Genomic DNA, 22474 nt, shown 5'->3' on the forward strand with positions numbered 1-22474 from the left:
GGTGATCCGTATAATTCGCCCTCGAGTCGAGCGGGAATAGCTCAGTGGTAGAGCATCGCCTTGCCAAGGCGAGGGTCGGGAGTTCGAATCTCCTTTCCCGCTCCAAAGCGAAATTGAAGACGAGGTCGTAAGCTGGAACGCCAGCCCGGTCGAATCTACTTTCTCGCTTCAACGACTTTTGAGGCTGGATGGCAGAGTGGTTATGCAGCGGACTGCAACTCCGTGTACGCCGGTTCGATTCCGACTCCAGCCTCCATCTTTGTGTAGTAGTGATGTGTGTAGTAGTGATGTTTTAAAGACCTCTTTTTAAAACAGCATTACGATGTTTTGCCCGGATGGCGAAATCGGTAGACGCAAGAGACTTAAAATCTCTCGGGGGCAACCCCGTGCCGGTTCAAGTCCGGCTCCGGGCACCATTTCTTAGTTTCATTTTTTATCCCTCCTAGCAACACTTTCTCCCCTTTCTGATATCCCTTTTTTTGCAATCGCTGGCCTTTTTTTCCACGCCGCACCTTGTAAGCATTTATCAACGCCTAAATATCGCTAAACGCGTATCACCACGCTATGATGCCTGCCTTCTGTCAATGAGCACGAAGCGAAACTAGCGACAGTCACGGTTTACAAGATCTTAAGCATGATGAAGGAGCGGGCACTATGAGCACGCCAATATCCGATGTACTTATCATTGGCGGTGGCGTCGCAGGGCTAACCCTTGCTCTTGAAATGGCTGATCATCAAACAGTCACCTTAATTCGCCCCGCTCAAGACGACCAAGGCGCCAGCCGCTGGGCACAAGGTGGTATTGCCGCCGTTCTCTCGCCCGATGACGATCTCGAAGCACATATTAACGACACCTTGATCGCAGGCGATGGGTTATGTGATGTCGAGGCGGTTCGCTTTACTGTCACCCACGGCCCTGCTGCTATTCAATGGCTGATTGATAAAGGCGTTCCTTTTACGCCAGAGACCGACCCCGCCGCACGCTACCCCTATCACCTAACCCGCGAAGGCGGCCACAATGCCCGGCGTATTATCCACGCGGATGATGCCACCGGCCGCGCCGTGGTGGATACATTGTTAAACAACGTGGCGCAGCACCCCAACATTACCCAGCGCAACGATCTCACCGTGGTGGGATTACTGCAGGATGAACAGGGCGCCTGCCGCGGCGCCTATGGCTGCGATGCTAACCTGCAGTGGCACTCGCTCATTGCGCGTCATACTGTATTAGCGACCGGCGGGGCCAGTGGTCTTTACCGTCACACCACCACGCCAGCTCCTAGCAGCGGCGAAGGCATGATGATGGCTGCCGAACTAGGCGCTTGCTTGATGAACCTTGAGTTTCAGCAGTTTCACCCGACCTGCCTCTTTGATCCGGAAGGCCCGGCGTTCTTAATTAGCGAAGCGGTTCGCGGTGAAGGCGGCCATTTGCTCAATGAAAATGGGCAGCGCTTTATGCTGGCGCTGGATCAACGCGCAGAGCTCGCCCCCCGCGATGTAGTGGCTCGTGCTATTGACGCCGAAATACAGCGCGGCACGCGGGGCCATGTATGGCTGGATATTCGCCATTTAGGCAAGCAGACAATTCACCTCCATTTCCCCACCATTCTGGCCCATTGCGCCTCGCGCGGCATTGATATTACCCAGCAAGCTATTCCGGTAGTACCTGCGGCACACTATAGCTGCGGCGGTGTCGCAACCAACCTGCAAGGCGCCACTCATGTCATGAACCTATATGCCATTGGCGAAACGGCCTGCACGGGCCTACATGGTGCCAACCGGATGGCCAGCAATTCATTGCTAGAATGCCTAGTGTTTGCACGCAGTTGTGCTCGTGCTCTACTGGCCCAAGATGACCTCACACCCGTAGAGAAATTTCAGCCCCCTGCCTTACCGGCAACAGCCACTTTACCCACAGTAATGCTTAGCGATATCCGCCAACGCATGCGGGCCATCATGAGCCAGCATGTCTCCATTGTGCGTAACGCGACAGGGCTAAATACGGCTCAAAAGCAGCTGAAGGTACTGTTAAATTCGCTGGAAGAAGTAGAAAGCGCATTAGCAGCCCCGGAAGGTAAACGCTTACATCAAGCCCTGCAGTTAGCACGCCTAACGGTACTTGCGGCTCAACAGCGGCATGAGTCGCGTGGCTTGCACTACACCACGGATTGGCCACAGCAGCAGACGATAGCCGCTGCTTCGACACTGACTTTGCAAGATTTAGAAAAAAGGCGCTAGATCACGGCACTATTGGCCGGGCCGATGAAATAACTTGCGTACTTCGCGCAATTGCTCAGAAGGAGCGCTATCAGGCCATAACCAAACCCGCTGCTTACCAACATAAAGCCCTATTAACCAGGGCCCTAAATAGTCGCAGCGCACTTGATACTCCTTATTGTTAAGCTCGTTCAGCGGCTGGTCGTTCTCAGCAGGCCGCTGCTCGCACGGCAACCAGCGGCCATAAAACAGCGAGCCTGTTGATATCAAAGAGAGCACTCCTGTCGGTTGACGCTGATAACCACGCCACACAAGAGCACCCCCAACCACGGCTACAGCCACTACCGCTGGTTTGCCCCCAACCCAGTAGCTAAGCCCCGCTATTCCAATCAACAGACAGCACTGCGTTAACCGCCACTGCCTAGAGGGTACGATAGGCAGAATTATCGGTGGTTTCAGCATGTTCAACAATCATTTGTACGATACGCCGCTGGCTAGGCTCTTCAGGCCACTCTCGATGCATTAGCCAGACAAACAGGTCCTGGTCTTCACCTTCAATTAGCTGCTGATAGGCCAGTTGATCCGCTTCGCTAATATGATCAAAACGCTGTTCAAGAAACGGAATTAGCAGAAGGTCTAGCTCCCACATACCGCGACGCGAGTGCCAATAAAGCCGTTTGCGCAAAATGGCTGCAGGGGAATTGTCGTCGTTCAACGTCAGCCGCTCCGATCAAATAAATGAAGCACCAGTATACCTAAGCTGTGGGGTCGCGCCAGCGCCCTCCTTCGCCTATGCTATTAATCAGTCTAGAACCTTGTTTTATCTGAATTGTTTTATACTGAATTGAGCAGTATGCTGAATTTGATGTGAGTGAGGCCGAGAGCGCGTCACGGCCTTCAATGTTCGCAGGGAGCTAACCGATGACTAAATCTGAATTAATCGAACAAATTGCGATGCGTCAGCCGGAATTGTCCGCCAAAGATGTTGAAACAGCGGTGCGTATTATCCTGGACGATATGACGGATTCTCTCGCCAGCGGTGGTCGCGTTGAGATCCGTGGCTTCGGCAGCTTTTCTTTGCACTACCGGGAACCGCGCGTAGGGCGTAACCCAAAAACAGGCGATGCGGTTGATCTTGAAGGCAAATATGTGCCGCATTTCAAGCCTGGGAAAGAGCTACGTGAACAGGTAGACGCTAGTCGCGCACTCGGCTATTAGAGGCGGCTTTTGCGTTATCCGACCTTCTGCGGGATGACGCCGCCGCTTGAGTCGTACACAATAGCGCTACCGTGAACGTCACAGACTAGGAAACTCACATGCGTTGGATCAAAGGGCTTATTCTGGCCGTTATTTTGCTGATCGTAGTGCTCGTAGGTATTTTGTTTGCCGTTAACAATCAGCAAACGATTGCCTTGAACCTTATTTGGCTGGAGCTGCCAGCCGTATCGCTCTCTGTTTGGTTATTGGCGACACTGGTGCTTGGCGTCGTACTGGGCATGCTGGCCATGTTAGGTGTGTATGTCCGCCTAAAAGCAACATTGGCCCGTAGCCAGCGCCATAATAAGCAGCAACGCAAAGAGCTAGATAGCTTGCGCACCCAGGAGTTCAAGGAACTAGCATAAATGCTGGATGTCGCGCTGCTAAGCGTATTGTTGGTCGCTATTGCCATCGGTTATGGCTTGGGCTACCACCAAGCTGGACGCCGTCGACATCGCTCTCAACCGCCCTCAGCGTCCTCACAGGCACTGTCGAGAGATTACTTTGTCGGGCTAAACTACCTCCTTAACGAGCAGCCCGACGAAGCGATCAACACGTTCATCAACGTGCTAGCCGTTAACAGCGATACGGTGGATACCCACATTGCTCTTGGCAAACTTTTTCGCGCCCGTGGCGAGGCGGATAAAGCGGTCAGCATTCACCAAAACCTCTTAGCGCGTCCTGCGCTGTCGCAGCATACCAATGAACAGGTTCAGCTGGAGCTTGCCCGAGACTTCATGGCGCTGGGGGTACACGATCGCGCACAGCGTCTTCTTAACACACTGCTGGAGCACAGCAGCAACGATGAGCTCCGCTATGCTGCCAAACAGCTACTGGTGGATTTATTAGAGCGTGAAAAAGCCTGGCACCAAGCATTGGAAGTGATTCAACCGCTGTTTAAACAGCACCCCAAGCTGCGTCGCCCTGCCGCGCATTGGCTGTGCGAGCTGGCCATTGAGGAGATCAGCGAAGCCAGTCGAGCGCTTGCTAAAAAGCATCTAAAAAAAGCCCTACAGCTAGATGAAAGTTGCGTTCGCGCCACCCTGCTCTTGGCTGAATTGGAGATGGATAACGGCCACTATGGGCGCGCTATTGAGCGATTAGATAATATCCCGCGCCAGGAAATAGCCCATATTCCTACTATGCTGCCTGCTCTTAAAAATGCCTATTTGCGTCGTAACGATGTAGCGGGGTTTGAGGCGCACCTTTACCGCCTGCTTGAGCAAGCGCCCTACACCAGCATTATTATTGCACTAGGACAGCTCGTGCATCAGCGCGACGGCGTCGACAAAGCCATTGAGTTGATCGGCGAACGGTTGCGCGCAGTGCCAAGCTTGGGCGGGCTGGATTATTTGATTGACCTGTATATTGAGAGCCAGCGGCTAAACGGAAAATCCTCTCCTGACACGCGTTTATTGCTACTAAAACACCACACCGATGCGCTTTTGCTTAATCGCACCCGCCACCGCTGCCGACACTGTGGATTTGCGAGTGATGCGCTCCAGTGGCAATGCCCCAGTTGCCGCTACTGGGGGACTATCAAGCCAGTTATCGGCGTAGAAGGTGAATAGCGACAGAATAAACAGCGCCGTTTATGCAATCGCTAGTTCGGCCTCAATCGCCTCAAGAGCTATCATAGGGTCTGCGGCCTGAGTAACGGGTCGGCCAATAACTAAATGCGTGCTTCCTGCCTGTATAGCTTGGCTAGGCGTCATAATCCGTTGCTGATCATTAGTCGCTGCAAAACTAGGGCGAATTCCAGGGGTTACTTTTAAGAACGAATCACCACAAAGTGTTTTAATTCGAGCGGACTCTTGAGCCGAACAGACAACACCGTGTAAGCCGCTTTGCTTCGCCAGCAGCGCTAAGCGCTCTACATGCTCAGCCAGCGGTGCATTAATACCAACATCTGCTAAGTCCTCGGCCTGCATGCTGGTCAATACGGTAACCGCAATTAAGTAGGTGGTTAAACCGTATTGCTCCAGACGCTGCATAGCCGCCTCCATCATCCGCTGACCGCCACTGGCATGAACATTGACCATCCAAACACCCTGCTCCGCCGCTGCCTGCACGGCGCTGGCAACCGTGTTGGGTATATCGTGAAATTTAAGGTCCAAAAACACCTCAAAACCACGTCCATGCAACGCTTCAAGCACGGCGGGGCCACTGCGAGTAAACAACTCTTTACCTACTTTAACGCGGCAGCGGGCAGGGTCTAACTGATCAGCCATGCACAGCGCCGCATCTAGCGAAGGGTAGTCAAGCGCAATAATGATCGGGGATTCAGTGGCCATATAGTTGCTCCGAAAGTAGTTTTTGTCATTATACCAGCCTCTCACCCCTCCTCGCCTCCTCACGATGTAAGCTATTTGCCATAGAGCTATAGCTAAAAACTTACAACCGCTGTCGTACATCGCTGACATATTCACTCATTAAAAAAAGCTAAGTTGATAGTGCAGCAGCGTTCATAACGCTAAACGACAATTCAGGCGCATAACATCACCTCCTCTGAACTTCGCGCACCACATCTATGACACCAAATGTTATTAAAAGGATTATCGAGGATGAACATGACTATTAAAGGAACCTTAGCCGCACTTCTGCTTAGCATTAGCTTGGGAATTTCCAGTGGCGTGCTGGCACAAGAGGTGGCGCCCATCAATGTGAATTCCGCCGATGCTGAACTGCTGGCCGAATTACCGGGCATTGGCCCAAGCCGAGCAGAAGCCATTATTGAAGAGCGCGAAACCAATGGTGCCTTTGAAAGCGCTGAAGACCTTGAACGTGTCAGCGGCATTGGGCCTGCCACCGTCGATCGCATGCGCGATCAAGTAACGTTTGAAGAGTAATTTAACGGTGCAAACGACCATAACCCGGTAGCGCTTAAGCGCACCGGGTATTTTTAGTGAGATGTATTGAGCACCAAGGGCTATATCACCCATTCATCCATAAATTTGTGTACAGGTAACGCTTCAAGCGTTGACTGATGACTGCATACATCAACAATTTTTTGGCAACGACTTGCTGGAAATCGCATCGTCAAATGTCGCTTAAACTTATCAACTAACAGTGGCATACCCTCTTCACGCCGACGCCGGTGGCCTAATGGATACTCCACCACGGCTTTATCTGTCGCTCTACCATCCTTAAAAAAGACCTGCACCGCGTTAGCGATCGAGCGTTTCTCTGGGTCGTGGTAATCCGCCGAATATCCCGCGTTTTCCTCTACCACCATCTTGCCCCGCAGCTCATCAATCAGCGGATGAGCCGCGTGAAAACTATCTTCATAATGATCAGCGGTCAGCTCGCCAAAGATAAGCGGCACCGCGGTCATGTACTGCAAGCAGTGGTCGCGGTCCGCTGGGTTAGCGAGCGCCCCGGTTTTGGAAATGATACGGATAGCCGAATCATGAGTGGTCAGCACGATCTTATCGATGTCAGCCAGACGATCTTTCACCTGAGGATGAAGGATTACCGCAGCTTCACAAGCCGTCTGAGCATGAAACTCAGCAGGGAAAGCGATCTTGAACAGGATATTCTCCATCACGTAGCTGCCGAACTCGCGCTGGAAACGCAGCCGTCGCTCCGCTTCTGGTTTCAGGCTCAAATCTTTATTGGTGTGGCTAAACAGCACATCGTAGAAGCCCCATTGGGGCGCCGACAGCGCGCTGGGAATACCCATTTCACCGCGCAGGGCGATATCCGCTAAGCGCACGCCCCGTGAAGTGGCGTCCCCCGCGGCCCAGCTTTTCCGCGAACCTGCGTTGGGCGCATGACGATAAGTTCGTAGGCTCTGACCATCGACCCACGCATGGGAAAGCGCCGACAGCACCTGCTCACGATTGGCGCCCAACAACTTGGCGGCCACCGCAGTAGACGCCACCTTTACTAGCACCACGTGATCGAGTCCAACCCGATTAAAGCTGTTTTCCAGCGCCAGTACACCCTGTATTTCATGGGCCATAACCATTGCTTCAAGCACATCACGCATCACAAGCGGTGCTTCACCTTGAGCAACTCGCCGCTGAGAGAGGTGATCGGCTACCGCCAGAATAGCACCAAGATTATCGGAGGGGTGGCCCCATTCGGCGGCAAGCCAAGTATCGTTATAGTCCAGCCAGCGGATGATACAGCCGATATCCCATGCCGCTTTGACCGGATCAAGACGCAGCGTTGTACCTGGGACTCGCGCTCCAAACGGCACCACTGTGCCTTCTACTATCGGCCCAAGGTGCTTGGTACACTCCGGAAAGCGTAGTGCTAGCAGCCCACAGCCAAGCGTATCCATCAGGCAGTAACGCGCAGTCTCCAGTGCCTCTTGGGAATCCACCTGATAGTTCAGAACATAGTCGGCGATAGTCTGCAGTTCGGGATCGTAATCGGGCCGCTCGTTGGCTTCGGATGTGGCAGACGGTCTGGTAGACATAGCGCTCTCTCCTGCTGTTGAATCACCTACTCAGTATGGCTCAAGGAACGCGCCCTAAAAGCTGTCCCCAGGAATTCTCACCACTCCTTCCATCAATACCCGGGCACTACGGCTCATCACCGCCTGTTCGATATGCCACCGCCCCTCGACCAAGTTTGCTTCAGCGCCAACCCGCAAGCTGCCGGAAGGGTGTCCAAAAGTGACCGCGTTACGTTGACCGCCACCTCCTGCTGCCAGGTTCACCAGCGTTCCTTCAATGGCAGCGGCCGCTGCAATGGCAACGGCGGCCGTGCCCATCATGGCGTGATGCAACTTGCCCATCGAGAGCGCTCGCACCACCAGATCGATATCACTAGCATTCACACTCTTACCGCTCGAAGAGAGGTAATTCGCTGGCGGCCCCACAAAGGCCACTTTGGGTGTGTGCTGACGGTTAGCGGCCTCACTGATGTCGCTGATCAGTCCCATTCGTAATGCGCCATGGGCACGAATGGTTTCAAACATCACAAGCGCTTTACCGTCGCCATTGATGACATCCTGAAGCTCGGTACCCACGTAGCCAATATCGTCGGCATTAATGAATATCGTGGGTATACCGGCATTGATCAGGGTGGCTTTCAGCATTCCCACGCCCGGGACCTCCAGTTCATCGATTAGGTTGCCAGTGGGGAAGATTGCTCCCTCGCCTTCCGCCGGATCCTTAAAAGCTACTGGAATTTCAGCCGCGGGAAATGTCACCCCATCCAGCTCAAAATCGCCTGTCTCCTGCACTTGACCATTCACAACAGGTACCTGGGAAACGATGGTTTTCTGAATATTGACCTGCCAGATTCTTACCTCGACGACACCATTTTCCGGAATGCGTGATGCATCAACTAGGCCGTTGGCTATCGCAAAGGGGCCAACCGCCGCCGATAGGTTGCCGCAGTTGCCGCTCCAATCAACATAGGGCTTATCGATAGAGACCTGGCCAAACAGGTAATCTACATCGTGTTCGGCTGACTTACTTTTCGACAGAATCACCGTCTTGCTGGTACTTGAGGTCGCCCCGCCCATGCCATCAATCTGTTTTTCGTAAGGGTCGGGGCTGCCGATGACGCGCAGTAGCAACTGATCCCGCGCTACGCCCGGCTGCTGGGCCGCTTCGGGTAGATCATTGAGCTTAAAAAATACGCCTTTACTGGTGCCGCCGCGCATATAGGTGGCCGGGATCTTTATCTGCGGCACATGTTTGTTTTGAACTGACTCGCTCATTATTACCACTCCTAAAAATAACCCGGTGCTCTAAGCCTGATTCGAAAAACTAGGTTCGAAAAGCTAAAGACACCGGGTTCTCTTGGCCAGATACGGTTTAAGCTGCCGACGATTCGAGGAAATCCTGGGCGAAGCGCTGCAGTACGCCTCCAGCGGTGTAAATTGACACCTCCTCGGCCGTATCCAAACGGCACTTCATCACGACGCGCTCGCTGTCTCCATTTTGGCGGTGGATTACCAGCGTGAGCATTGCCCCTGGCGAAACGGCGCCTTCGACATCGAAGGTTTCGGTGCCATCCAGAGCGAGTGTCATGCGTGTAGTACCCGGCTCAAACTCCAGCGGCATCACCCCCATACCGATCAGGTTGGTGCGGTGGATACGTTCAAAGCCTTCGGCGGCAATCGCTTCTACGCCTGCCAGTGCCACGCCTTTGGCCGCCCAGTCCCGTGAAGAGCCCTGGCCGTAATCCGCCCCGGCAATGATAATCAGCGGCTGCTTACGCGCCATATAGGTTTCAATCGCTTCCCACATTCTGGTCACTTCGCCTTCGGGCTCTACCCGCGCCAGCGAGCCCTGTTTTACCTTGCCGTCGGCATCGCGCACCATCTCGTTGAACAACTTCGGGTTGGCGAAGGTAGCGCGCTGGGCAGTCAGGTGGTCACCGCGGTGGGTGGCGTAGGAGTTGAAGTCTTCCTCCGGCAGGCCCATTTTGGCCAGGTACTCACCCGCCGCGCTGTTGAGCTGTATCGCGTTGGAGGGCGACAAGTGATCGGTCGTGATATTGTCCGGCAGTATCGCCAGCGGCCGCATGCCTTTAAGAGTTCGTACCTTGGCCATATTGCCCTCCCAGTACGGCGGACGGCGGATATAAGTGCTCTGGGGCCGCCAGTCATACAGAGGGCTGACCTGGGCGCGGGCGCTCTTATCCAAGTCGAACATGGGAATATAGGTCTGGCGGAACTGCTCCGGCTTCACCGATGATTTGACGATCGCGTCGATCTCTTCATCCGCTGGCCAGATATCCTTCAAAGTGACGGGGTTCCCCGCCTGATCAACACCTAATGCGTCTTTTTCGATATCAAAGCGAATCGTGCCTGCAATGGCGTAAGCGACCACCAACGGTGGTGATGCCAAAAACGCCTGCTGGGCGTGGGGATGAATACGGCCATCGAAGTTACGATTACCTGAAAGCACGGCGGTTGCGTAGAGGTCGCGCTCGATAATCTCCTGTTGGATTTTTGGTTCCAGCGCCCCGGACATGCCGTTACAGGTGGTGCAGGCGTAAGCCACCACCCCAAAGCCAAGGTTTTCCAGCTCGCTCATCAACCCGGCTTCTTCCAGGTACATCTTGACGGTTTTCGAGCCCGGCGCCAGCGACGACTTCACCCACGGCTTACGCAGCAGACCCAGCCGATTGGCGTTACGGGCAATTAGCCCGGCGGCAACCATATTACGAGGGTTAGAGGTATTGGTGCAGCTGGTGATGGCGGCGATGATAACCGCGCCATCAGGCATTCTGCCCGCTTTCTCCTCTTCCCGCGCAGCCTCAAGCCCTACCGCAATGCCACGTTGGGCAAGCTCTGAAGTGGGCAAATGGGCGTGAGGGTTAGAGGGCCCCGCCAGGGTGCGCTTCACTGACGAGAGATCAAAGGTCAGCACCCGCTCATACTCAACCTCGGTCAAACTATCCGCCCAGAGGCCAGTGTGCTTGGCGTAGGTTTCCACCAGCGCCACCTGTTCATCTTCACGGCCGGTAATTTTCAGGTAATCGATGGTTTGACCATCGATGTAGAACATCGCCGCGGTCGCGCCGTATTCGGGGGTCATATTCGAAATCGTGGCGCGATCACCCACGGTGAGCGCATCGGCGCCTTCACCATAAAACTCCAAGTAGGCCCCGACCACCCGCTCTTTACGCAGAAATTCGGTAATTGCCAGCACCATATCGGTGCCGGTAATCCCCGGCTGCAGCTTGCCGGTCAGCTCCACGCCGACTATATCCGGCAGGCGCATCATGGAGGCACGCCCCAGCATTACGCTTTCGGCTTCCAGGCCACCCACGCCCACCGAGATAACGCCCAAGGCATCGACCATGGGCGTATGGCTATCGGTCCCCACACAGGTATCGGGGTAGGCAATGCCGTCGCGGTTCTGCACCACCGGTGACATCTTCTCCAGATTGATCTGGTGCATGATGCCGTTGCCAGGAGGAATCACATCGACGTTCTCAAATGCCGTCTTGGTCCAGTTAATGAAATGGAAGCGGTCATCGTTGCGACGATCTTCAATGGCACGGTTTTTCTCGAAGGCGCCCTCTTCTGAGCCTGCGTGCTCCACCGCCAGCGAGTGGTCGACAATCAGTTGGGTGGGCACCACCGGGTTGACCTTGGCGGGGTCGCCGCCCTTTTCGGCGATGGCGTCACGCAACCCGGCCAAGTCGACCAGCGCAGTCTGGCCGAGGATATCGTGACAGACGACACGTGCGGGGTACCAGGGAAAATCCATGTCGCTCCTGCGCTCAATCAGCTGTTTTAGCGCATCGGTGAGCAGGTCAGGATCGCAGCGGCGCACCAATTGTTCCGCCAGTACACGGGAGGTATACGGCAACTGTGCATAGGCACCGGGCTGAATATCTTCCACCGCCTCGCGAGCATCAAAAAACTCAAGCTCTGTGCCAGGCAGGGGTTTACGGTATTGGGTATTCATAGCAGGCAGACTCACAAGAAGGGGCTGAAAAAGCCCGGTTATCAAGCCACCGGGCATCACGCTGGTCAGTCTCGCGCTTCTATAGGTACCCACTCGCTCTTCTCGGGGCCTGTGTAATCGGCACTAGGGCGAATGATGCGGTTGTTGGCTCGCTGTTCAAAAACGTGGGCCGCCCAACCTGTCAGACGTGACATGACAAAAATCGGCGTGAACAGCTTGGTGGGTATATCCATAAAGTGGTATGCGCTAGCGTGGAAGAAGTCCGCGTTACAGAATAGCTTTTTCTCGCGCCACATAACGGCTTCAACTCGCTCGGAAACCGGGTAAAGCACCTTATCGCCTACGTCGTCGGAGAGCTTCTTGGACCAGTGCTTGATAATCGCGTTGCGCGGATCGGACTCGCGGTAGATCGCATGACCAAAGCCCATGATCTTGTCCTTACGCTCCAGCATGCCCATGATTTTGCTTTCTGCTTCTTCCGGCGACTGCCAATCCTCGATCATCGCCATGGCCGCTTCGTTGGCGCCGCCATGCAGGGGCCCGCGCAGTGAACCAATCGCGCCGGTCACGCAGGAGTGCATATCGGAAAGCGTTGAGGCACAAACTCGTGCTGTGAAGGTAGAGGCGTTGAACTCGTGCTCGGCGTAAAGAATCAGCGAGACGTTCATTACCCGGGCATGCAGCTCAGAGGCGGGTTCGCCACGCAGCATGTTAAGGAAATGGCCGCCCACTGAATTATCGTCGGTTTCAGTGTCGATACGCACACCGTCGTGAGAGAAGCGATACCAGTAGCAAATAATCGAAGGCAGCACCGCTAGCAGTCGGTCAGCTACGTCCTGCTGCTGATCGAAGCTCTCTTCGGTTTCTAGATTGCCCAGCATTGAGGTGCCGGTGCGCATCACATCCATCGGGTGAGCGTCTTTGGGAATCTGCTCAAGTACCGTTTTCAGCGCATCGGGCAAGCCGCGCAGGCTTTTGAGCTTGCTGATGTAGTGATCTAATTCGCCCTGGTTGGGCAGCTTGCCTTTTAACAGCAGGTAAGCAACCTCTTCAAATTTGGCTTTTTCGGCGAGCTCTTTAATATCAAAGCCGCGGTAGGTCAGGCCTGAGCCTGTTTTGCCTACCGTACACAGCGCGGTGGAACCGGCGCTCTGGCCACGCAGTCCTGCACCTGTCACGGGTTTATCAGCCATGGTGTGTCTCCTAACTCTGCTTTTATTTTAAATTGTGTTTTTTAAATATGGTGGTTGTTAAGCTGGCGCTTGGTTTACTGGTCGCCCCCTTTTTCGGCAAACAGGGCGTCCAGTTTCTGTTCAAAGTCGTGGTAATTGAGAAAGTCGTAGAGTTCATCGCGGGTCTGCATGATAGGCACCACGTCTTTTTGGTGGCCGTTGTCGAGGATGCTTTGATAGACCTGCAGTGCCGCAGCGTTCATGGCGCGGAAGGCCGAGAGCGGGTAAAGCACCATGCGGCAACCAACGTCGCCCAACTCGGATTGGGTAAACAGCGGGGTAGCGCCGAATTCGGTGATGTTGGCCAAAATCGGCGCATTGACCCGCTCACAGAAAGCTTTGTAATCATCTAAGGTATGAACCGCTTCGGCGAAGATGGCATCTGCCCCGGCTTCCACGCAGGCATTGGCCCGCTCAATGGCCGCATCAAGGCCCTCTTTTTGAAACGCATCGGTGCGGGCAATCAAATAGAAGTCGGGATCGATCTTGGCATCGGCGGCGGCTTTGATACGGTCAACCATCTCCTGCTGGGAGACAATCGCCTTATTGGGGCGGTGCCCACAGCGCTTTTGCGCCACCTGGTCTTCCATATGCACTGCGGCTACGCCAGCGCGCTGCATCTCTTTCACGGTGCGGGCGATATTAAAGGCGCCGCCCCAGCCGGTATCGATATCCACCAGCAGCGGGAGCTCGGTGGCGCCGCAGATACGGTGAGCATCTTCCATCACATCATTCATGGTCGTCATGCCCAGATCCGGCAAGCCGAACGAGGCGTTGGCAACACCGCCACCGGAAAGGTAAATGGCTTGATGGCCTACTTTTTCGGCCATCAGCGCTGTATAGGCATTAATCGTGCCTAAGATTGGCAGCGGGCGGTTGGTCTCTAGCGCGGCCCGAAAGCGGGCGCCGGGAGTCATCTGGGACATGGGGCGTATCTCCTGTTACTCATTTCTACTTATGTTTAGTTATGTTTAACGACGACTTAACGATGAGATTCTGATGCTGTCTGTTCGAGGGTCGCTGCGTAGCGGTCTGCCACATTGGCTCGGGAGGCGCTAACATGGCGGCGCATCAACAGTTCAGCCAGTTCAGCATCGCCCGCTTCGATGGCATCGACAATGCGATGGTGCTCAACAAAAGCTCGCTGTGGTCGCGTGCCACTGGCACTAAACTGAGTGCGATAAAGGCGCACAAGGTAGTAAAGGTCATCGCAGAGCAGATTCATTAGCATTTTGTTGTGGCTGCCCTGAACGATGCAGTAGTGAAAATCGAGGTCGCCTTCGCGCTGATAATAAGCTTCACCACGCTTTAGGTCGGCCTGACCTTCGTGAAGTGCCAGAACATCCCGCAACCCCTGTACCTCTTCCGGCGACATATGCTCCGCCGCCAGGCGCGCCGCCATACTTTCCAGAGCTTCACGCAGGTCAAAGAGCTCTAGAAGCTCCTTCATTGAGAGCTGAACTACGCGCGCGCCTACATGAGGAACACGCTCAATCAGGCGGTGTGCTTCCAAGCGCCGCATTGCTTCACGCAAGGGCCCTCGGGAAATACCGTAGGTTTTAGACAGCCCTGGCTCGGTGATTTTACTGCCGGGTGCGAGCTCACCGCGCACGATGGCATCCTGCAACTGATGAAATACCCGCTCCGCGAGCGTGCGTACTTCGGGTACAGCCATTTCCGAGGCGGTTGCCTCAGAACCTGCTGTTGCTGAGGAAGCGTTGGCGGCAGTAGACGAGTTAGAAGCGAGTGTTGCCATGATTAATTGTCGACAATTGAAAAGTAAACAAACTCTAGCGCGTGTCATTTGAACCGTCAACTAGCCTAGATAGCCGATTTTGTACGCCTTTCGTTGTACTGATAGGGACAACCAGATCAGCTCTGTCAACAATCAAGCAGTTATTGTTAGGTAACGAGTGGTGGGTTGCAGTTGCGTAGCGTTAAATGCGACAGGCGTCTAACACTGGTGTCATTGCCTACGCCCCTCTAAAATGGCTCGCCCTTTACTGGCGAGGCGTTTGCTTAATGATCAAGGCGTTGTCGATGACTTCCCTGCCCTATCCACCCGACCCCTTGGGTGTATTCGCCCGCCTGCGCGCCAGACCCGGCGCGGTGCTGCTCGATAGTGGTCGCCCGATTGCCAATGGTCGCTTTGATATTATCAGCAGCGACCCCCTGGCTACGCTGGAAGTGACGAGCGACGGCAACCCGAGCCTCTCATCTCATCAGTTCAGCCCTCCACCACACCTAGCCAACGATGCGTTTGCGCTGCAGCAGTGGCTATTGGATCAGTTAGATATTCCTAATGAGCTCAGTGAACTCCCTTTTCTTGGCGGTTTGATTGGCTATTGGGGCTACGATTTAGGACGTAAAACCTTATCAATACCTAGCGGTCAAACGAGCCCGGTCGCACTACCACAAGCCCGCCTAGGACTTTACGATTGGTGTATTACGCTAGATCACGTGGCCCAGCAGGCATGGTTAATTGCCACGCCGGAACGTCGTGACCAGGTAAAAACCTGGCTAGCCGGGTCACCAGACCAGCCAGGCACATTTACACTTAATAATGCCTTTCAGGCCGAGCTTAGCCATGACCAGTACGTCTCGCGTTTTAACGCTGTGCAGCGCTATATACGGGCGGGAGATTGCTACCAGATCAATTTAGCGCAGCGTTTTTATGCCGACTATGAGGGGGATGAGTGGCAAGCGTACCTGCGATTGCGTCAGGCAACGCCCACGCCTTTTTCGGGCTTCATGGCCTGGGGAGATAAAGCCGTACTCTCACTTTCGCCGGAGCGTTTTATCCAATGCAGCAACAGAGAAGTCGAAACGCGGCCCATCAAAGGCACCCGTCCGCGGGGCGCAACGCCAGAAGAAGATCAGGCGTTAGCGGAACAGCTATTGAGCAGCACTAAAGATCGCGCTGAAAATGTGATGATCGTTGACTTGCTACGCAATGACTTAGGCCGCGTGTGTAAGCCTGGCTCCATTCGCGTGCCGCAGCTGTGCCGCTTGGAGAGCTACCCCAACGTGCACCACCTAGTTAGCGTCGTGCAGGGAACGCTGGCCGATAGCTATACCCCACTGTCACTTCTTGAAGCCGCTTTTCCCGGCGGCTCGATTACCGGCGCGCCCAAGGTTCGCGCCATGCAGATTATTGATGAATTAGAGCCCTGCCAGCGCAGCGTCTATTGCGGCAGCTTAGGTTATGTCGATGTACGCGGCAGTATGGATACTTCCATCGCCATTCGGACGATGGTTGCCGAGTCGGGAAGATTACATGTATGGGGCGGAGGCGGCTTAGTGGCAGACTCTCAAGCGGACGAAGAGTACACCGAAACACTGGATAAGATTCGCCACCTAATTGGCGCCCTGGAATAAGCAATTAAATTTCTATATCAAAAAGGAATATAAAAGCCTAACTAAACGGTATTGGGGCGTCAGGGGTCGGGTTTGATAGCCTAGTCACCATAACTCTACACCCGAACAGGAGGCAGCATGTCCTCAGAGCTTGAAGCGATCAATAACGAATTTGCTAACAACCCGCAGGGTTTGGTTGAGTGGGCTTTAGCCCAGGGCGCGCGACCTATCTGCACCACTAACTTTCGCCCTTTTGAGGCGGTGATTCTGCACATGGTCAGCCGGGTACGCCCGGATATACCGATTGTGTGGATGGACAGCGGTTACAACACCGAGGCGACCTATCAATTCGCCGACGAGGTGATAAAACAACTCAATCTCAATATCGTCAGCTTTGTGCCCCGTCGTACCCGCGCCCACCGTGAAGCGCTGGACGGCCTCATGCCGGGCATTGACGACCCGCGCCATGCAGCCTTTACTCAGGAAGTGAAACTCGAACCTTTCGAGCGTGCGTTGCGTGAAATGCAGCCCGACGTATGGTTTACCGCGCTACGCGCTGAAGACACCCCCGAACGCGCCAAAATGCAGGCGGTTAGCCGCAACAGCGACGGCCTGTTAAAAGTGGCACCGCTGCTACAGTGGAGCGCTAAAGATATGTATCAGTACCTACAGGCGCATAATCTACCCAACAACTTCGACTACTTTGACCCCACAAAGGTGGAAGAGAAGCGCGAATGCGGGCTGCATTTACAGCACTGATACTCGCCAATAATCAATACTCGGGCAGGTCTAAGTCATCAAACAGCGACTGTTCATGGCGTGGGCCTGCTGTTAGCGCTTCATCCACACGGTCACGGGTTAAGTGAGGCGCGAAGCGCTCTAAAAAGTCATACATATAGCCGCGCATAAAAGTGCCACGACGAATACCAATCTTGGTCGTAGAGCTGGCAAACAGATGACTTGCATCCAGTGCTACCAAGTCATCGTCAAGCGCCTCATCCACGGCCATATGCGCCACGATACCCACGCCCATTCCCAAGCGCACGTAGGTTTTTATCACATCGGCATCGGCTGCCGTGAGCACTACGTTAGGCGTTAGCCCCTTCGCTTTAAAGGCATCATCTAACTGAGAACGACCAGTAAACCCAAACACATAAGTCACCAACGGATGCTCGCCAAGCGCCTCAAGGGTCAACGGGCCATCATGAGTCGCTAAAGGGTGCCCCTTAGGCACCAGTACGCAGCGGTTCCAGCGATAGCATGGCAGCAGTACCAAATCGGTAAACAGCTCCAGTGACTCGGTGGCGATAGCAAAGTCTGCCTGCCCTTCGCTAACCATCTGTGCAATCTGTTTGGGCGTCCCCTGCTGCATATGCAGGGCTACATCAGGGTATTTCAGCGTGAATTCGCTAATGATCGGTGGTAGCGCGTAACGAGCTTGAGTGTGTGTGGTTGCAATCGCCAGGCTGCCACGACGCTCGTCGCTATGCTCCTGGGCAACCTGCTTGATATTATCGGTCAGGCGCAGCACTTGCCCGGCTAGTTCAATAATCGATTGGCCAGCAGGCGTTACTCGCGTTAGGTGCTTGCCGCTGCGGGCAAAAATCTCAACGCCAAGCTCGTCTTCCAATAAACGAATTTGTTTGGAGATCCCCGGTTGTGAGGTAAATAGACTTTGCGCTGTGGCTGAGACGTTCAGGTTATGTCGATTGACTTCCCAGATATAGCGTAGCTGTTGTAGCTTCATATCCTCACCTTATTTATTCTCTAAACAGATCTATGTAGGACGCGCCTTGAAACACATCCTTGCGCAGCTAATACGATGCGGTTGATGGGAAGCGGCGCTGGTGCGGCACTTTACAGCACCAGATAGAATAAAAAACAAATGGATAATACTTTTATATTATAAAAAAATCTTCCTACCAGCATCCATTCATTTCTGCTATTCAGATAAATCACCACACGGGAAATTTGCCAGCAACCTCCGCGCCCGCTAACATCTGCCCACGCTTATCGTGATAGAGATGAGGCGCGGTGAACGAGCGCCAATTGATCGCGTAATGACCGTTGCTCCATTTGAGGCAACGAAACAGTAAGAGCAACGCAAACGGGAGAAGCAAATGGCTAATAATGTTGATGTCACCAACGCCAATTTTGAGCAAGAAGTCCTCAACGCTGAACAGCCTGTGCTAATGAAGTTCTGGGCGCCTTGGTGTGGCCCGTGCAAAGTCATGGCCCCGGTCGTTGATGAAGTGGCTGCAGAGCGTCAGGACAGCCTGAAAGTCGTTAGTGTCAATGTTGACGATGCACCTGAAATTGCTGCCGAGCAAGGCGTACGCGGTGTACCTACCGTGATGCTGTTTAAAGCAGGCACCAAAGTCGCCTCACTGGTTGGCGCGCAATCCAAATCACAACTGACGCAGTTCATCGAACAGAACGCCTGATGACAGCCGTCCAGTACGTGCAATTTAGTACGTGCAATTACCGCCGACGCTGTCGGCGGTAGTGTTATCACTACTCTTTACCTCAACTTCAGCGCTTCCACGGCGGCAAGCTTGCGTCACTCGCCCTACTATCCTTTATACGCCGCCTCCCAGGCCCTAGCAGCCGAGCGATCCAGCGTGTTTGTGGGTGGCTATCAAGCGCGATTTTAAGTGTCATTGTCAGCACCACCGAAAGTAACATCCCCGCCGCACCAAAGATCCAGCCCCACACGACCAACGATAAAAACGCCACAAAGGTGGAGAGCCCTAACGCCTGCCCCATTACCCGTGGCTCAATTAGGTTGCCAAGCACAAAGTTGATGACCAGATATGCCGATGCCAACAGCATCGCCTGAAACGCGCCGCCATCTTGGGCAACCAGTAGTAACAACACCGGCGGTATGGCAGCCAGAGCAGAACCAATATTAGGAATGAAGTTTAGCGCAAAGGCTAACACCCCCCACAGCAGTGGAAATTCAACACCAACAATCAAGCAAGAGAGCCAAACCAGCGCACCCGTGGCAAGGCTAATAACCGTCTTAACCGCAAGGTAGCGCTTTAGCGTTAAGCTGAATTCACTGAAACGCTTCAAACTGGGCGCGGGATTTTCCAGTGCTCGAGATATTTTGTCGCGCACATTGAGCGTCTCAAACAGCATAAAGATAACCAGCAACCCAACAATAATGCTCTGCATGAAGAGATTGCCAAGCTGGCTCAATAGCGCTGGCATCCAGGAGCCTTCATCCTCGCCTTCAAAGAGGGAGTTGATCTGGTCCGGGTTGATTGCTAATCCGCGTGAAGAGAGCGCATTAAGCAAGTTCCAATACTGTTCATACAGCCGAGACTCAATTTCCGGCAGCGCCGTCAAAAAAGTGCTAAAGCTGTTAACCACTAGCAGACCAATGAGCGAAATAAACGCCAGCAACACCATTAAGGTCAGAAAGGCCGACATTCGCATGCTCAGACCACAGCGGTGCAGCCACTGTACCGGCGAGGTACACACCACCGCGATAAATATCGCCAGTAGCAACGGCACCAGTAAATCAGCACCAACTTTCATTCCAGCAATAATCACCACCAACGCGGCAAGCGCCAAGGTGGCATTGAGCGGAATACTTCGGTAATCCTCATCAGACACGTTCGACATAATCTTTCCCTAGCCTGTTATTGGTACATAATGGCTGCTTTGATCATAGTGCACAAACCGTGCAAACAATAAGCAACTGTTGTGCGTCCACTCTTCCTTGCTGAACTTTCTTTTCTACTACCCTTCCAAGTAGTGTCTGCCCTAACTTCTTGAAACAGCTTTTAAAACGATGATTTAACTTGGCGGCGCGGCTGTTCACTCACAGCTACCCCCTTACTAAGGAAGCCATTTATGAAAGCAATTCCACTTAATTCTCAAAGATCAGGCTCTTCAGGTCTACGCGCTCAACTCCTAGGTTACAGCCTGCTAGGCGGTGCCTTATTAGCACTTCTCAGCGCCCCGTTGGCACACGCTTCACCGTCACACCAGCCTCAGCCCAGCCTGCATGTTCAAGCTCAGTCTTGGGTAGAGGTTGAGCCCGATAAAGCCACGTTGAATGCACGCCTGTGGGAAAATACGCCTGCCCTTTCCACCCTGGAGGAGAGCGATAGTAGCGCACTTAGCGATGCCCGTGAGCGTTTAGAGACCCGCGCTAGCGAATTAATCGAACAGATGGAAGCCACTGGCCTTGAGCGCACAGCCATTCACGCTGGCTCGCTCAATGTCTACCCTGAACACGTTCAGGGGCAGCGCAACGAAGACGGCGAACATGAAACACTCCAGCGCACGCGACTGGAGCGCCCTATCACCGTCGAACTTACCGACCTTGATCAATTAAGCGAAGTATTAGATGCCCTGATTGCGGCGGGCGTTAACTCGCTTGACGGCGTGCAATTCGACCTACAGGACCGTGATGCCGCGACTGACGAAGCATTGGTCAAGGCACTCGAGAAAGCACAGCACAAGGCAAACCTGATGGCCGACAGCTTAGATGCCGAATTGGGCCATGTGCAGCGCATTGAAGAAACTCAATCACCTATCTTCCAACCGCAGATGATGTCGATGCGGGCAGAGAGCGATGCCACTGGTGCCAGCCAATCCACTGCCACCAGTGATTACAGCCCTGGCACCATTCGTATTGATGCTGGCGTTAACGTTGTGTGGGCGCTTAAAGGACCAAATGCTCCAGGCCGCCCAGGTAGCGACGTAGCGGCTCAGGAATAGTCACCGACCCATCCGCCTGCTGGTGGTTTTCAAGCACTGCCAGCAGGCAACGCCCCACCGCTAGTCCAGAACCATTCAAGGTATGCAGCAACTGTGGCTTTTTGGCATCCGGGTGGCGATAACGCGCCTGCATACGCCGCGCCTGAAAATCCTCGCAGTTGGAAACCGAAGAAATCTCCCGGTACGTTTCCTGACTGGGCAACCACACTTCTAAGTCGTAGGTTTTAGTCGCCCCAAAGCCCATATCCCCAGTACACAGCGTCACCACACGATACGGCAGATCCAGCGCCTGCAGGATTGCCTCCGCATGACCACGCATCTCTTCCAATGCTGCGTAGCTCTTCTCCGGTTCGACGATCTGCACCATCTCGACCTTATCGAACTGATGCTGACGGATCATGCCGCGGGTATCACGGCCGTGTGAGCCTGCTTCAGAGCGGAAACACGGTGTATGCGCGGTAAGCTTCATCGGCAATGCCGCCTGCTCGACAATTTCATCGCGCACGAAGTTAGTCAGCGGTACTTCCGAGGTGGGAATCAGGTGGTACTCGCGCTCATCGTCCAGCTTGAACAGATCTTCGCCAAACTTCGGTAACTGGCCAGTCCCCATGAGCGATTCGCGATTCACCATATAGGGCACGTAGCACTCTTCGTAGCCGTGCTGTTCGGTTTGGGTGTCCAGCATAAACTGCGCCAGTGCCCGGTGCAGGCGTGCAATCGGCCCGCGCATTACCGCAAAGCGAGCGCCAGTAATCTTAGCTGCCAACTCAAAATCGAGATAACCCGATTTTTTACCCAGATCGACGTGATCGAGTACCGTGAAATCAAACTCCCGCGGCGTGCCCCAGCGGTGCAGCTCAACATTATCGTTCTCGCTTTTGCCTTCCGGCACGCTTTCATGGGGCAGGTTGGGAATACCGCTGATGGCGTCGTCCCACTCTTCCTGCACCTCGGAAAGCTCGCGCTTGGCTTTATCCAAGCGATCGCCTAAATCGCTGACTTCATCCAGCAGCGGTTGAATGTCTTCACCGTTGGCCTTGGCCTTGCCAATCGCTTTAGAGCGCATATTGCGCTCATTTTGCAGCTGCTCGGTTTGCGTTTGCAGCTCGCGGCGACGCGACTCCAGCGCCTGCAGTCCCGCTTTATCAAGCACAAAGCCCCGGCGGGCCAGTTGTTGAGCAACCGTGTCAAGATCACCGCGCAGCAGTTTCGGATCGAGCATGAATCCTGTCCCTTGGCCTGAAATCAATAAGAGCAACGCGCTAATGCGCGTGCATAAAGGCGCCTATT

General features: G+C 54.2%; 21 protein-coding genes and 3 tRNA genes. 12 read left to right on the forward strand and 12 right to left on the reverse strand.

Annotated features, from left to right (window positions below; genetic code table 11):
* The first annotated feature begins 30 nt into the window (after positions 1 to 30).
* The 4 genes from Q3Y66_RS12485 to nadB all read left to right on the forward strand — a co-directional run bounded on the left by Q3Y66_RS12485 (position 31) and on the right by nadB (position 2238).
* Positions 31 to 105: transfer RNA gene (locus tag Q3Y66_RS12485), tRNA-Gly, on the forward strand.
* A gap of 77 nt (positions 106 to 182) precedes the next feature.
* A tRNA-Cys gene (locus Q3Y66_RS12490) sits at positions 183 to 256 on the forward strand.
* 73 nt (positions 257 to 329) lie between these two features.
* A tRNA-Leu gene (locus tag Q3Y66_RS12495) sits at positions 330 to 416 on the forward strand.
* A gap of 238 nt (positions 417 to 654) precedes the next feature.
* Positions 655 to 2238 carry an L-aspartate oxidase gene (nadB, locus tag Q3Y66_RS12500; protein WP_008959537.1) on the forward strand — a complete coding sequence of 528 codons (1584 nt, stop codon included), beginning with the start codon at positions 655 to 657 and terminating at the stop codon, positions 2236 to 2238.
* 9 nt (positions 2239 to 2247) lie between these two features.
* On the opposite strand, the gene Q3Y66_RS12505 is transcribed toward nadB, so the two are convergent.
* Positions 2248 to 2679, reverse strand: coding sequence for a hypothetical protein (locus tag Q3Y66_RS12505; protein WP_238528590.1), 432 nt, complete (start codon positions 2677 to 2679; stop codon positions 2248 to 2250).
* Positions 2639 to 2932 (reverse strand): succinate dehydrogenase assembly factor 2, encoded by a 294-nt coding sequence (locus Q3Y66_RS12510; RefSeq protein WP_008959539.1) that lies wholly within the window; start codon positions 2930 to 2932, stop codon positions 2639 to 2641. The genes Q3Y66_RS12505 and Q3Y66_RS12510 overlap by 41 nt, the downstream gene beginning before the upstream one ends.
* A 206-nt stretch (positions 2933 to 3138) precedes the next feature.
* On the opposite strand from Q3Y66_RS12510, the gene Q3Y66_RS12515 reads away from it, so the two are divergent.
* The 3 genes from Q3Y66_RS12515 to lapB all read left to right on the forward strand — a co-directional run bounded on the left by Q3Y66_RS12515 (position 3139) and on the right by lapB (position 5045).
* Positions 3139 to 3435 carry an integration host factor subunit beta gene (locus tag Q3Y66_RS12515; RefSeq protein ID WP_008959540.1) on the forward strand — a complete coding sequence of 99 codons (297 nt, stop codon included), beginning with the start codon at positions 3139 to 3141 and terminating at the stop codon, positions 3433 to 3435.
* 98 nt (positions 3436 to 3533) lie between these two features.
* Entirely contained in the window at positions 3534 to 3839 is a 306-nt protein-coding gene (locus Q3Y66_RS12520; RefSeq protein ID WP_008959541.1) for a lipopolysaccharide assembly LapA domain-containing protein, read from the forward strand.
* Positions 3840 to 5045, forward strand: coding sequence for a lipopolysaccharide assembly protein LapB (gene lapB / locus Q3Y66_RS12525; protein ID WP_008959542.1), 1206 nt, complete (start codon positions 3840 to 3842; stop codon positions 5043 to 5045). It begins immediately after the preceding gene.
* A gap of 21 nt (positions 5046 to 5066) precedes the next feature.
* On the opposite strand, the gene pyrF is transcribed toward lapB, so the two are convergent.
* Positions 5067 to 5768 (reverse strand): orotidine-5'-phosphate decarboxylase, encoded by a 702-nt coding sequence (pyrF, locus tag Q3Y66_RS12530; protein ID WP_008959543.1) that lies wholly within the window; start codon positions 5766 to 5768, stop codon positions 5067 to 5069.
* Between the two features lie 270 nt (positions 5769 to 6038).
* On the opposite strand from pyrF, the gene Q3Y66_RS12535 reads away from it, so the two are divergent.
* Positions 6039 to 6323 carry a ComEA family DNA-binding protein gene (locus Q3Y66_RS12535; protein WP_008959544.1) on the forward strand — a complete coding sequence of 95 codons (285 nt, stop codon included), beginning with the start codon at positions 6039 to 6041 and terminating at the stop codon, positions 6321 to 6323.
* An 80-nt stretch (positions 6324 to 6403) separates the two neighbouring features.
* Here the strand turns inward: Q3Y66_RS12535 and prpD are convergent, their stop codons facing one another.
* The 6 genes from prpD to Q3Y66_RS12565 form a co-directional block, all read right to left on the reverse strand.
* A complete protein-coding gene (prpD, locus tag Q3Y66_RS12540) occupies positions 6404 to 7900 on the reverse strand; it encodes a 2-methylcitrate dehydratase (protein WP_008959545.1) in 1497 nt (498 codons plus the stop codon).
* A gap of 54 nt (positions 7901 to 7954) precedes the next feature.
* Complete coding sequence (gene prpF / locus Q3Y66_RS12545) at positions 7955 to 9154, reverse strand: 2-methylaconitate cis-trans isomerase PrpF (RefSeq protein ID WP_035587373.1); 1200 nt, start codon at positions 9152 to 9154, stop codon at positions 7955 to 7957.
* Between the two features lie 97 nt (positions 9155 to 9251).
* The gene (acnD, locus tag Q3Y66_RS12550) at positions 9252 to 11861 is read right to left on the reverse strand and encodes a Fe/S-dependent 2-methylisocitrate dehydratase AcnD (protein WP_008959547.1); all 2610 of its coding nucleotides are present in this window, start codon (positions 11859 to 11861) and stop codon (positions 9252 to 9254) included.
* Positions 11862 to 11926: 65 nt separating this feature from the next.
* Positions 11927 to 13054: a 2-methylcitrate synthase gene (prpC, locus tag Q3Y66_RS12555; protein ID WP_008959548.1), complete on the reverse strand. Its 1128-nt coding sequence runs from the start codon at positions 13052 to 13054 to the stop codon at positions 11927 to 11929.
* A gap of 74 nt (positions 13055 to 13128) precedes the next feature.
* The gene (prpB, locus tag Q3Y66_RS12560) at positions 13129 to 14019 is read right to left on the reverse strand and encodes a methylisocitrate lyase (RefSeq protein WP_008959549.1); all 891 of its coding nucleotides are present in this window, start codon (positions 14017 to 14019) and stop codon (positions 13129 to 13131) included.
* Positions 14020 to 14075: 56 nt separating this feature from the next.
* Positions 14076 to 14768: a GntR family transcriptional regulator gene (locus Q3Y66_RS12565; protein WP_008959550.1), complete on the reverse strand. Its 693-nt coding sequence runs from the start codon at positions 14766 to 14768 to the stop codon at positions 14076 to 14078.
* 347 nt (positions 14769 to 15115) lie between these two features.
* Between Q3Y66_RS12565 and pabB the strand changes: the two genes are divergently transcribed.
* A complete protein-coding gene (gene pabB / locus Q3Y66_RS12570) occupies positions 15116 to 16471 on the forward strand; it encodes an aminodeoxychorismate synthase component I (protein ID WP_008959551.1) in 1356 nt (451 codons plus the stop codon).
* A 117-nt stretch (positions 16472 to 16588) separates the two neighbouring features.
* Positions 16589 to 17209, forward strand: coding sequence for a phosphoadenosine phosphosulfate reductase family protein (locus Q3Y66_RS12575; protein ID WP_008959552.1), 621 nt, complete (start codon positions 16589 to 16591; stop codon positions 17207 to 17209).
* A gap of 13 nt (positions 17210 to 17222) precedes the next feature.
* Here Q3Y66_RS12575 and cysB read toward each other — a convergent pair whose 3' ends face one another.
* Positions 17223 to 18197: an HTH-type transcriptional regulator CysB gene (cysB, locus tag Q3Y66_RS12580; RefSeq protein WP_008959553.1), complete on the reverse strand. Its 975-nt coding sequence runs from the start codon at positions 18195 to 18197 to the stop codon at positions 17223 to 17225.
* A 373-nt stretch (positions 18198 to 18570) separates the two neighbouring features.
* Here cysB and trxA point away from each other — a divergent pair, with 373 nt between their 5' ends.
* The gene (trxA, locus tag Q3Y66_RS12585; RefSeq protein ID WP_008959554.1) at positions 18571 to 18894 is read left to right on the forward strand and encodes a thioredoxin; all 324 of its coding nucleotides are present in this window, start codon (positions 18571 to 18573) and stop codon (positions 18892 to 18894) included.
* Between the two features lie 88 nt (positions 18895 to 18982).
* Here trxA and Q3Y66_RS12590 read toward each other — a convergent pair whose 3' ends face one another.
* Complete coding sequence (locus tag Q3Y66_RS12590; RefSeq protein ID WP_008959555.1) at positions 18983 to 20080, reverse strand: AI-2E family transporter; 1098 nt, start codon at positions 20078 to 20080, stop codon at positions 18983 to 18985.
* Between the two features lie 231 nt (positions 20081 to 20311).
* Between Q3Y66_RS12590 and Q3Y66_RS12595 the strand changes: the two genes are divergently transcribed.
* Positions 20312 to 21184: an SIMPL domain-containing protein gene (locus tag Q3Y66_RS12595; protein ID WP_008959556.1), complete on the forward strand. Its 873-nt coding sequence runs from the start codon at positions 20312 to 20314 to the stop codon at positions 21182 to 21184.
* Here the strand turns inward: Q3Y66_RS12595 and serS are convergent.
* Positions 21129 to 22406, reverse strand: coding sequence for a serine--tRNA ligase (gene serS, locus Q3Y66_RS12600; protein ID WP_008959557.1), 1278 nt, complete (start codon positions 22404 to 22406; stop codon positions 21129 to 21131). The genes Q3Y66_RS12595 and serS overlap by 56 nt on opposite strands.
* Between the last annotated feature and the right edge of the window lie 68 nt (positions 22407 to 22474).

Origin of the sequence: Halomonas sp. HAL1, assembly GCF_030544485.1 — a bacterium.
Classification (GTDB): Bacteria; Pseudomonadota; Gammaproteobacteria; order Pseudomonadales; family Halomonadaceae; genus Vreelandella; species Vreelandella arctica.

Bases quoted from the DNA above. Each gene is read 5' to 3' on its own strand.
- nadB (WP_008959537.1), top strand. From the start codon at position 655: ATGAGCACGCCAATATCCGATGTACTTATCATTGGCGGTGGCGTCGCA.
- Q3Y66_RS12505 (WP_238528590.1), bottom strand. From the start codon at position 2,679: ATGCTGAAACCACCGATAATTCTGCCTATCGTACCCTCTAGGCAGTGG.
- Q3Y66_RS12515 (WP_008959540.1), top strand. From the start codon at position 3,139: ATGACTAAATCTGAATTAATCGAACAAATTGCGATGCGTCAGCCGGAA.
- Q3Y66_RS12520 (WP_008959541.1), top strand. From the start codon at position 3,534: ATGCGTTGGATCAAAGGGCTTATTCTGGCCGTTATTTTGCTGATCGTA.
- lapB (WP_008959542.1), top strand. From the start codon at position 3,840: ATGCTGGATGTCGCGCTGCTAAGCGTATTGTTGGTCGCTATTGCCATC.
- pyrF (WP_008959543.1), bottom strand. From the start codon at position 5,768: ATGGCCACTGAATCCCCGATCATTATTGCGCTTGACTACCCTTCGCTA.
- Q3Y66_RS12535 (WP_008959544.1), top strand. From the start codon at position 6,039: ATGAACATGACTATTAAAGGAACCTTAGCCGCACTTCTGCTTAGCATT.
- prpD (WP_008959545.1), bottom strand. From the start codon at position 7,900: ATGTCTACCAGACCGTCTGCCACATCCGAAGCCAACGAGCGGCCCGAT.
- prpF (WP_035587373.1), bottom strand. From the start codon at position 9,154: ATGAGCGAGTCAGTTCAAAACAAACATGTGCCGCAGATAAAGATCCCG.
- acnD (WP_008959547.1), bottom strand. From the start codon at position 11,861: ATGAATACCCAATACCGTAAACCCCTGCCTGGCACAGAGCTTGAGTTT.
- prpC (WP_008959548.1), bottom strand. From the start codon at position 13,054: ATGGCTGATAAACCCGTGACAGGTGCAGGACTGCGTGGCCAGAGCGCC.
- prpB (WP_008959549.1), bottom strand. From the start codon at position 14,019: ATGTCCCAGATGACTCCCGGCGCCCGCTTTCGGGCCGCGCTAGAGACC.
- Q3Y66_RS12565 (WP_008959550.1), bottom strand. From the start codon at position 14,768: ATGGCTGTACCCGAAGTACGCACGCTCGCGGAGCGGGTATTTCATCAG.
- pabB (WP_008959551.1), top strand. From the start codon at position 15,116: ATGATCAAGGCGTTGTCGATGACTTCCCTGCCCTATCCACCCGACCCC.
- Q3Y66_RS12575 (WP_008959552.1), top strand. From the start codon at position 16,589: ATGTCCTCAGAGCTTGAAGCGATCAATAACGAATTTGCTAACAACCCG.
- cysB (WP_008959553.1), bottom strand. From the start codon at position 18,197: ATGAAGCTACAACAGCTACGCTATATCTGGGAAGTCAATCGACATAAC.
- trxA (WP_008959554.1), top strand. From the start codon at position 18,571: ATGGCTAATAATGTTGATGTCACCAACGCCAATTTTGAGCAAGAAGTC.
- Q3Y66_RS12590 (WP_008959555.1), bottom strand. From the start codon at position 20,080: ATGTCGAACGTGTCTGATGAGGATTACCGAAGTATTCCGCTCAATGCC.
- Q3Y66_RS12595 (WP_008959556.1), top strand. From the start codon at position 20,312: ATGAAAGCAATTCCACTTAATTCTCAAAGATCAGGCTCTTCAGGTCTA.
- serS (WP_008959557.1), bottom strand. From the start codon at position 22,406: ATGCTCGATCCGAAACTGCTGCGCGGTGATCTTGACACGGTTGCTCAA.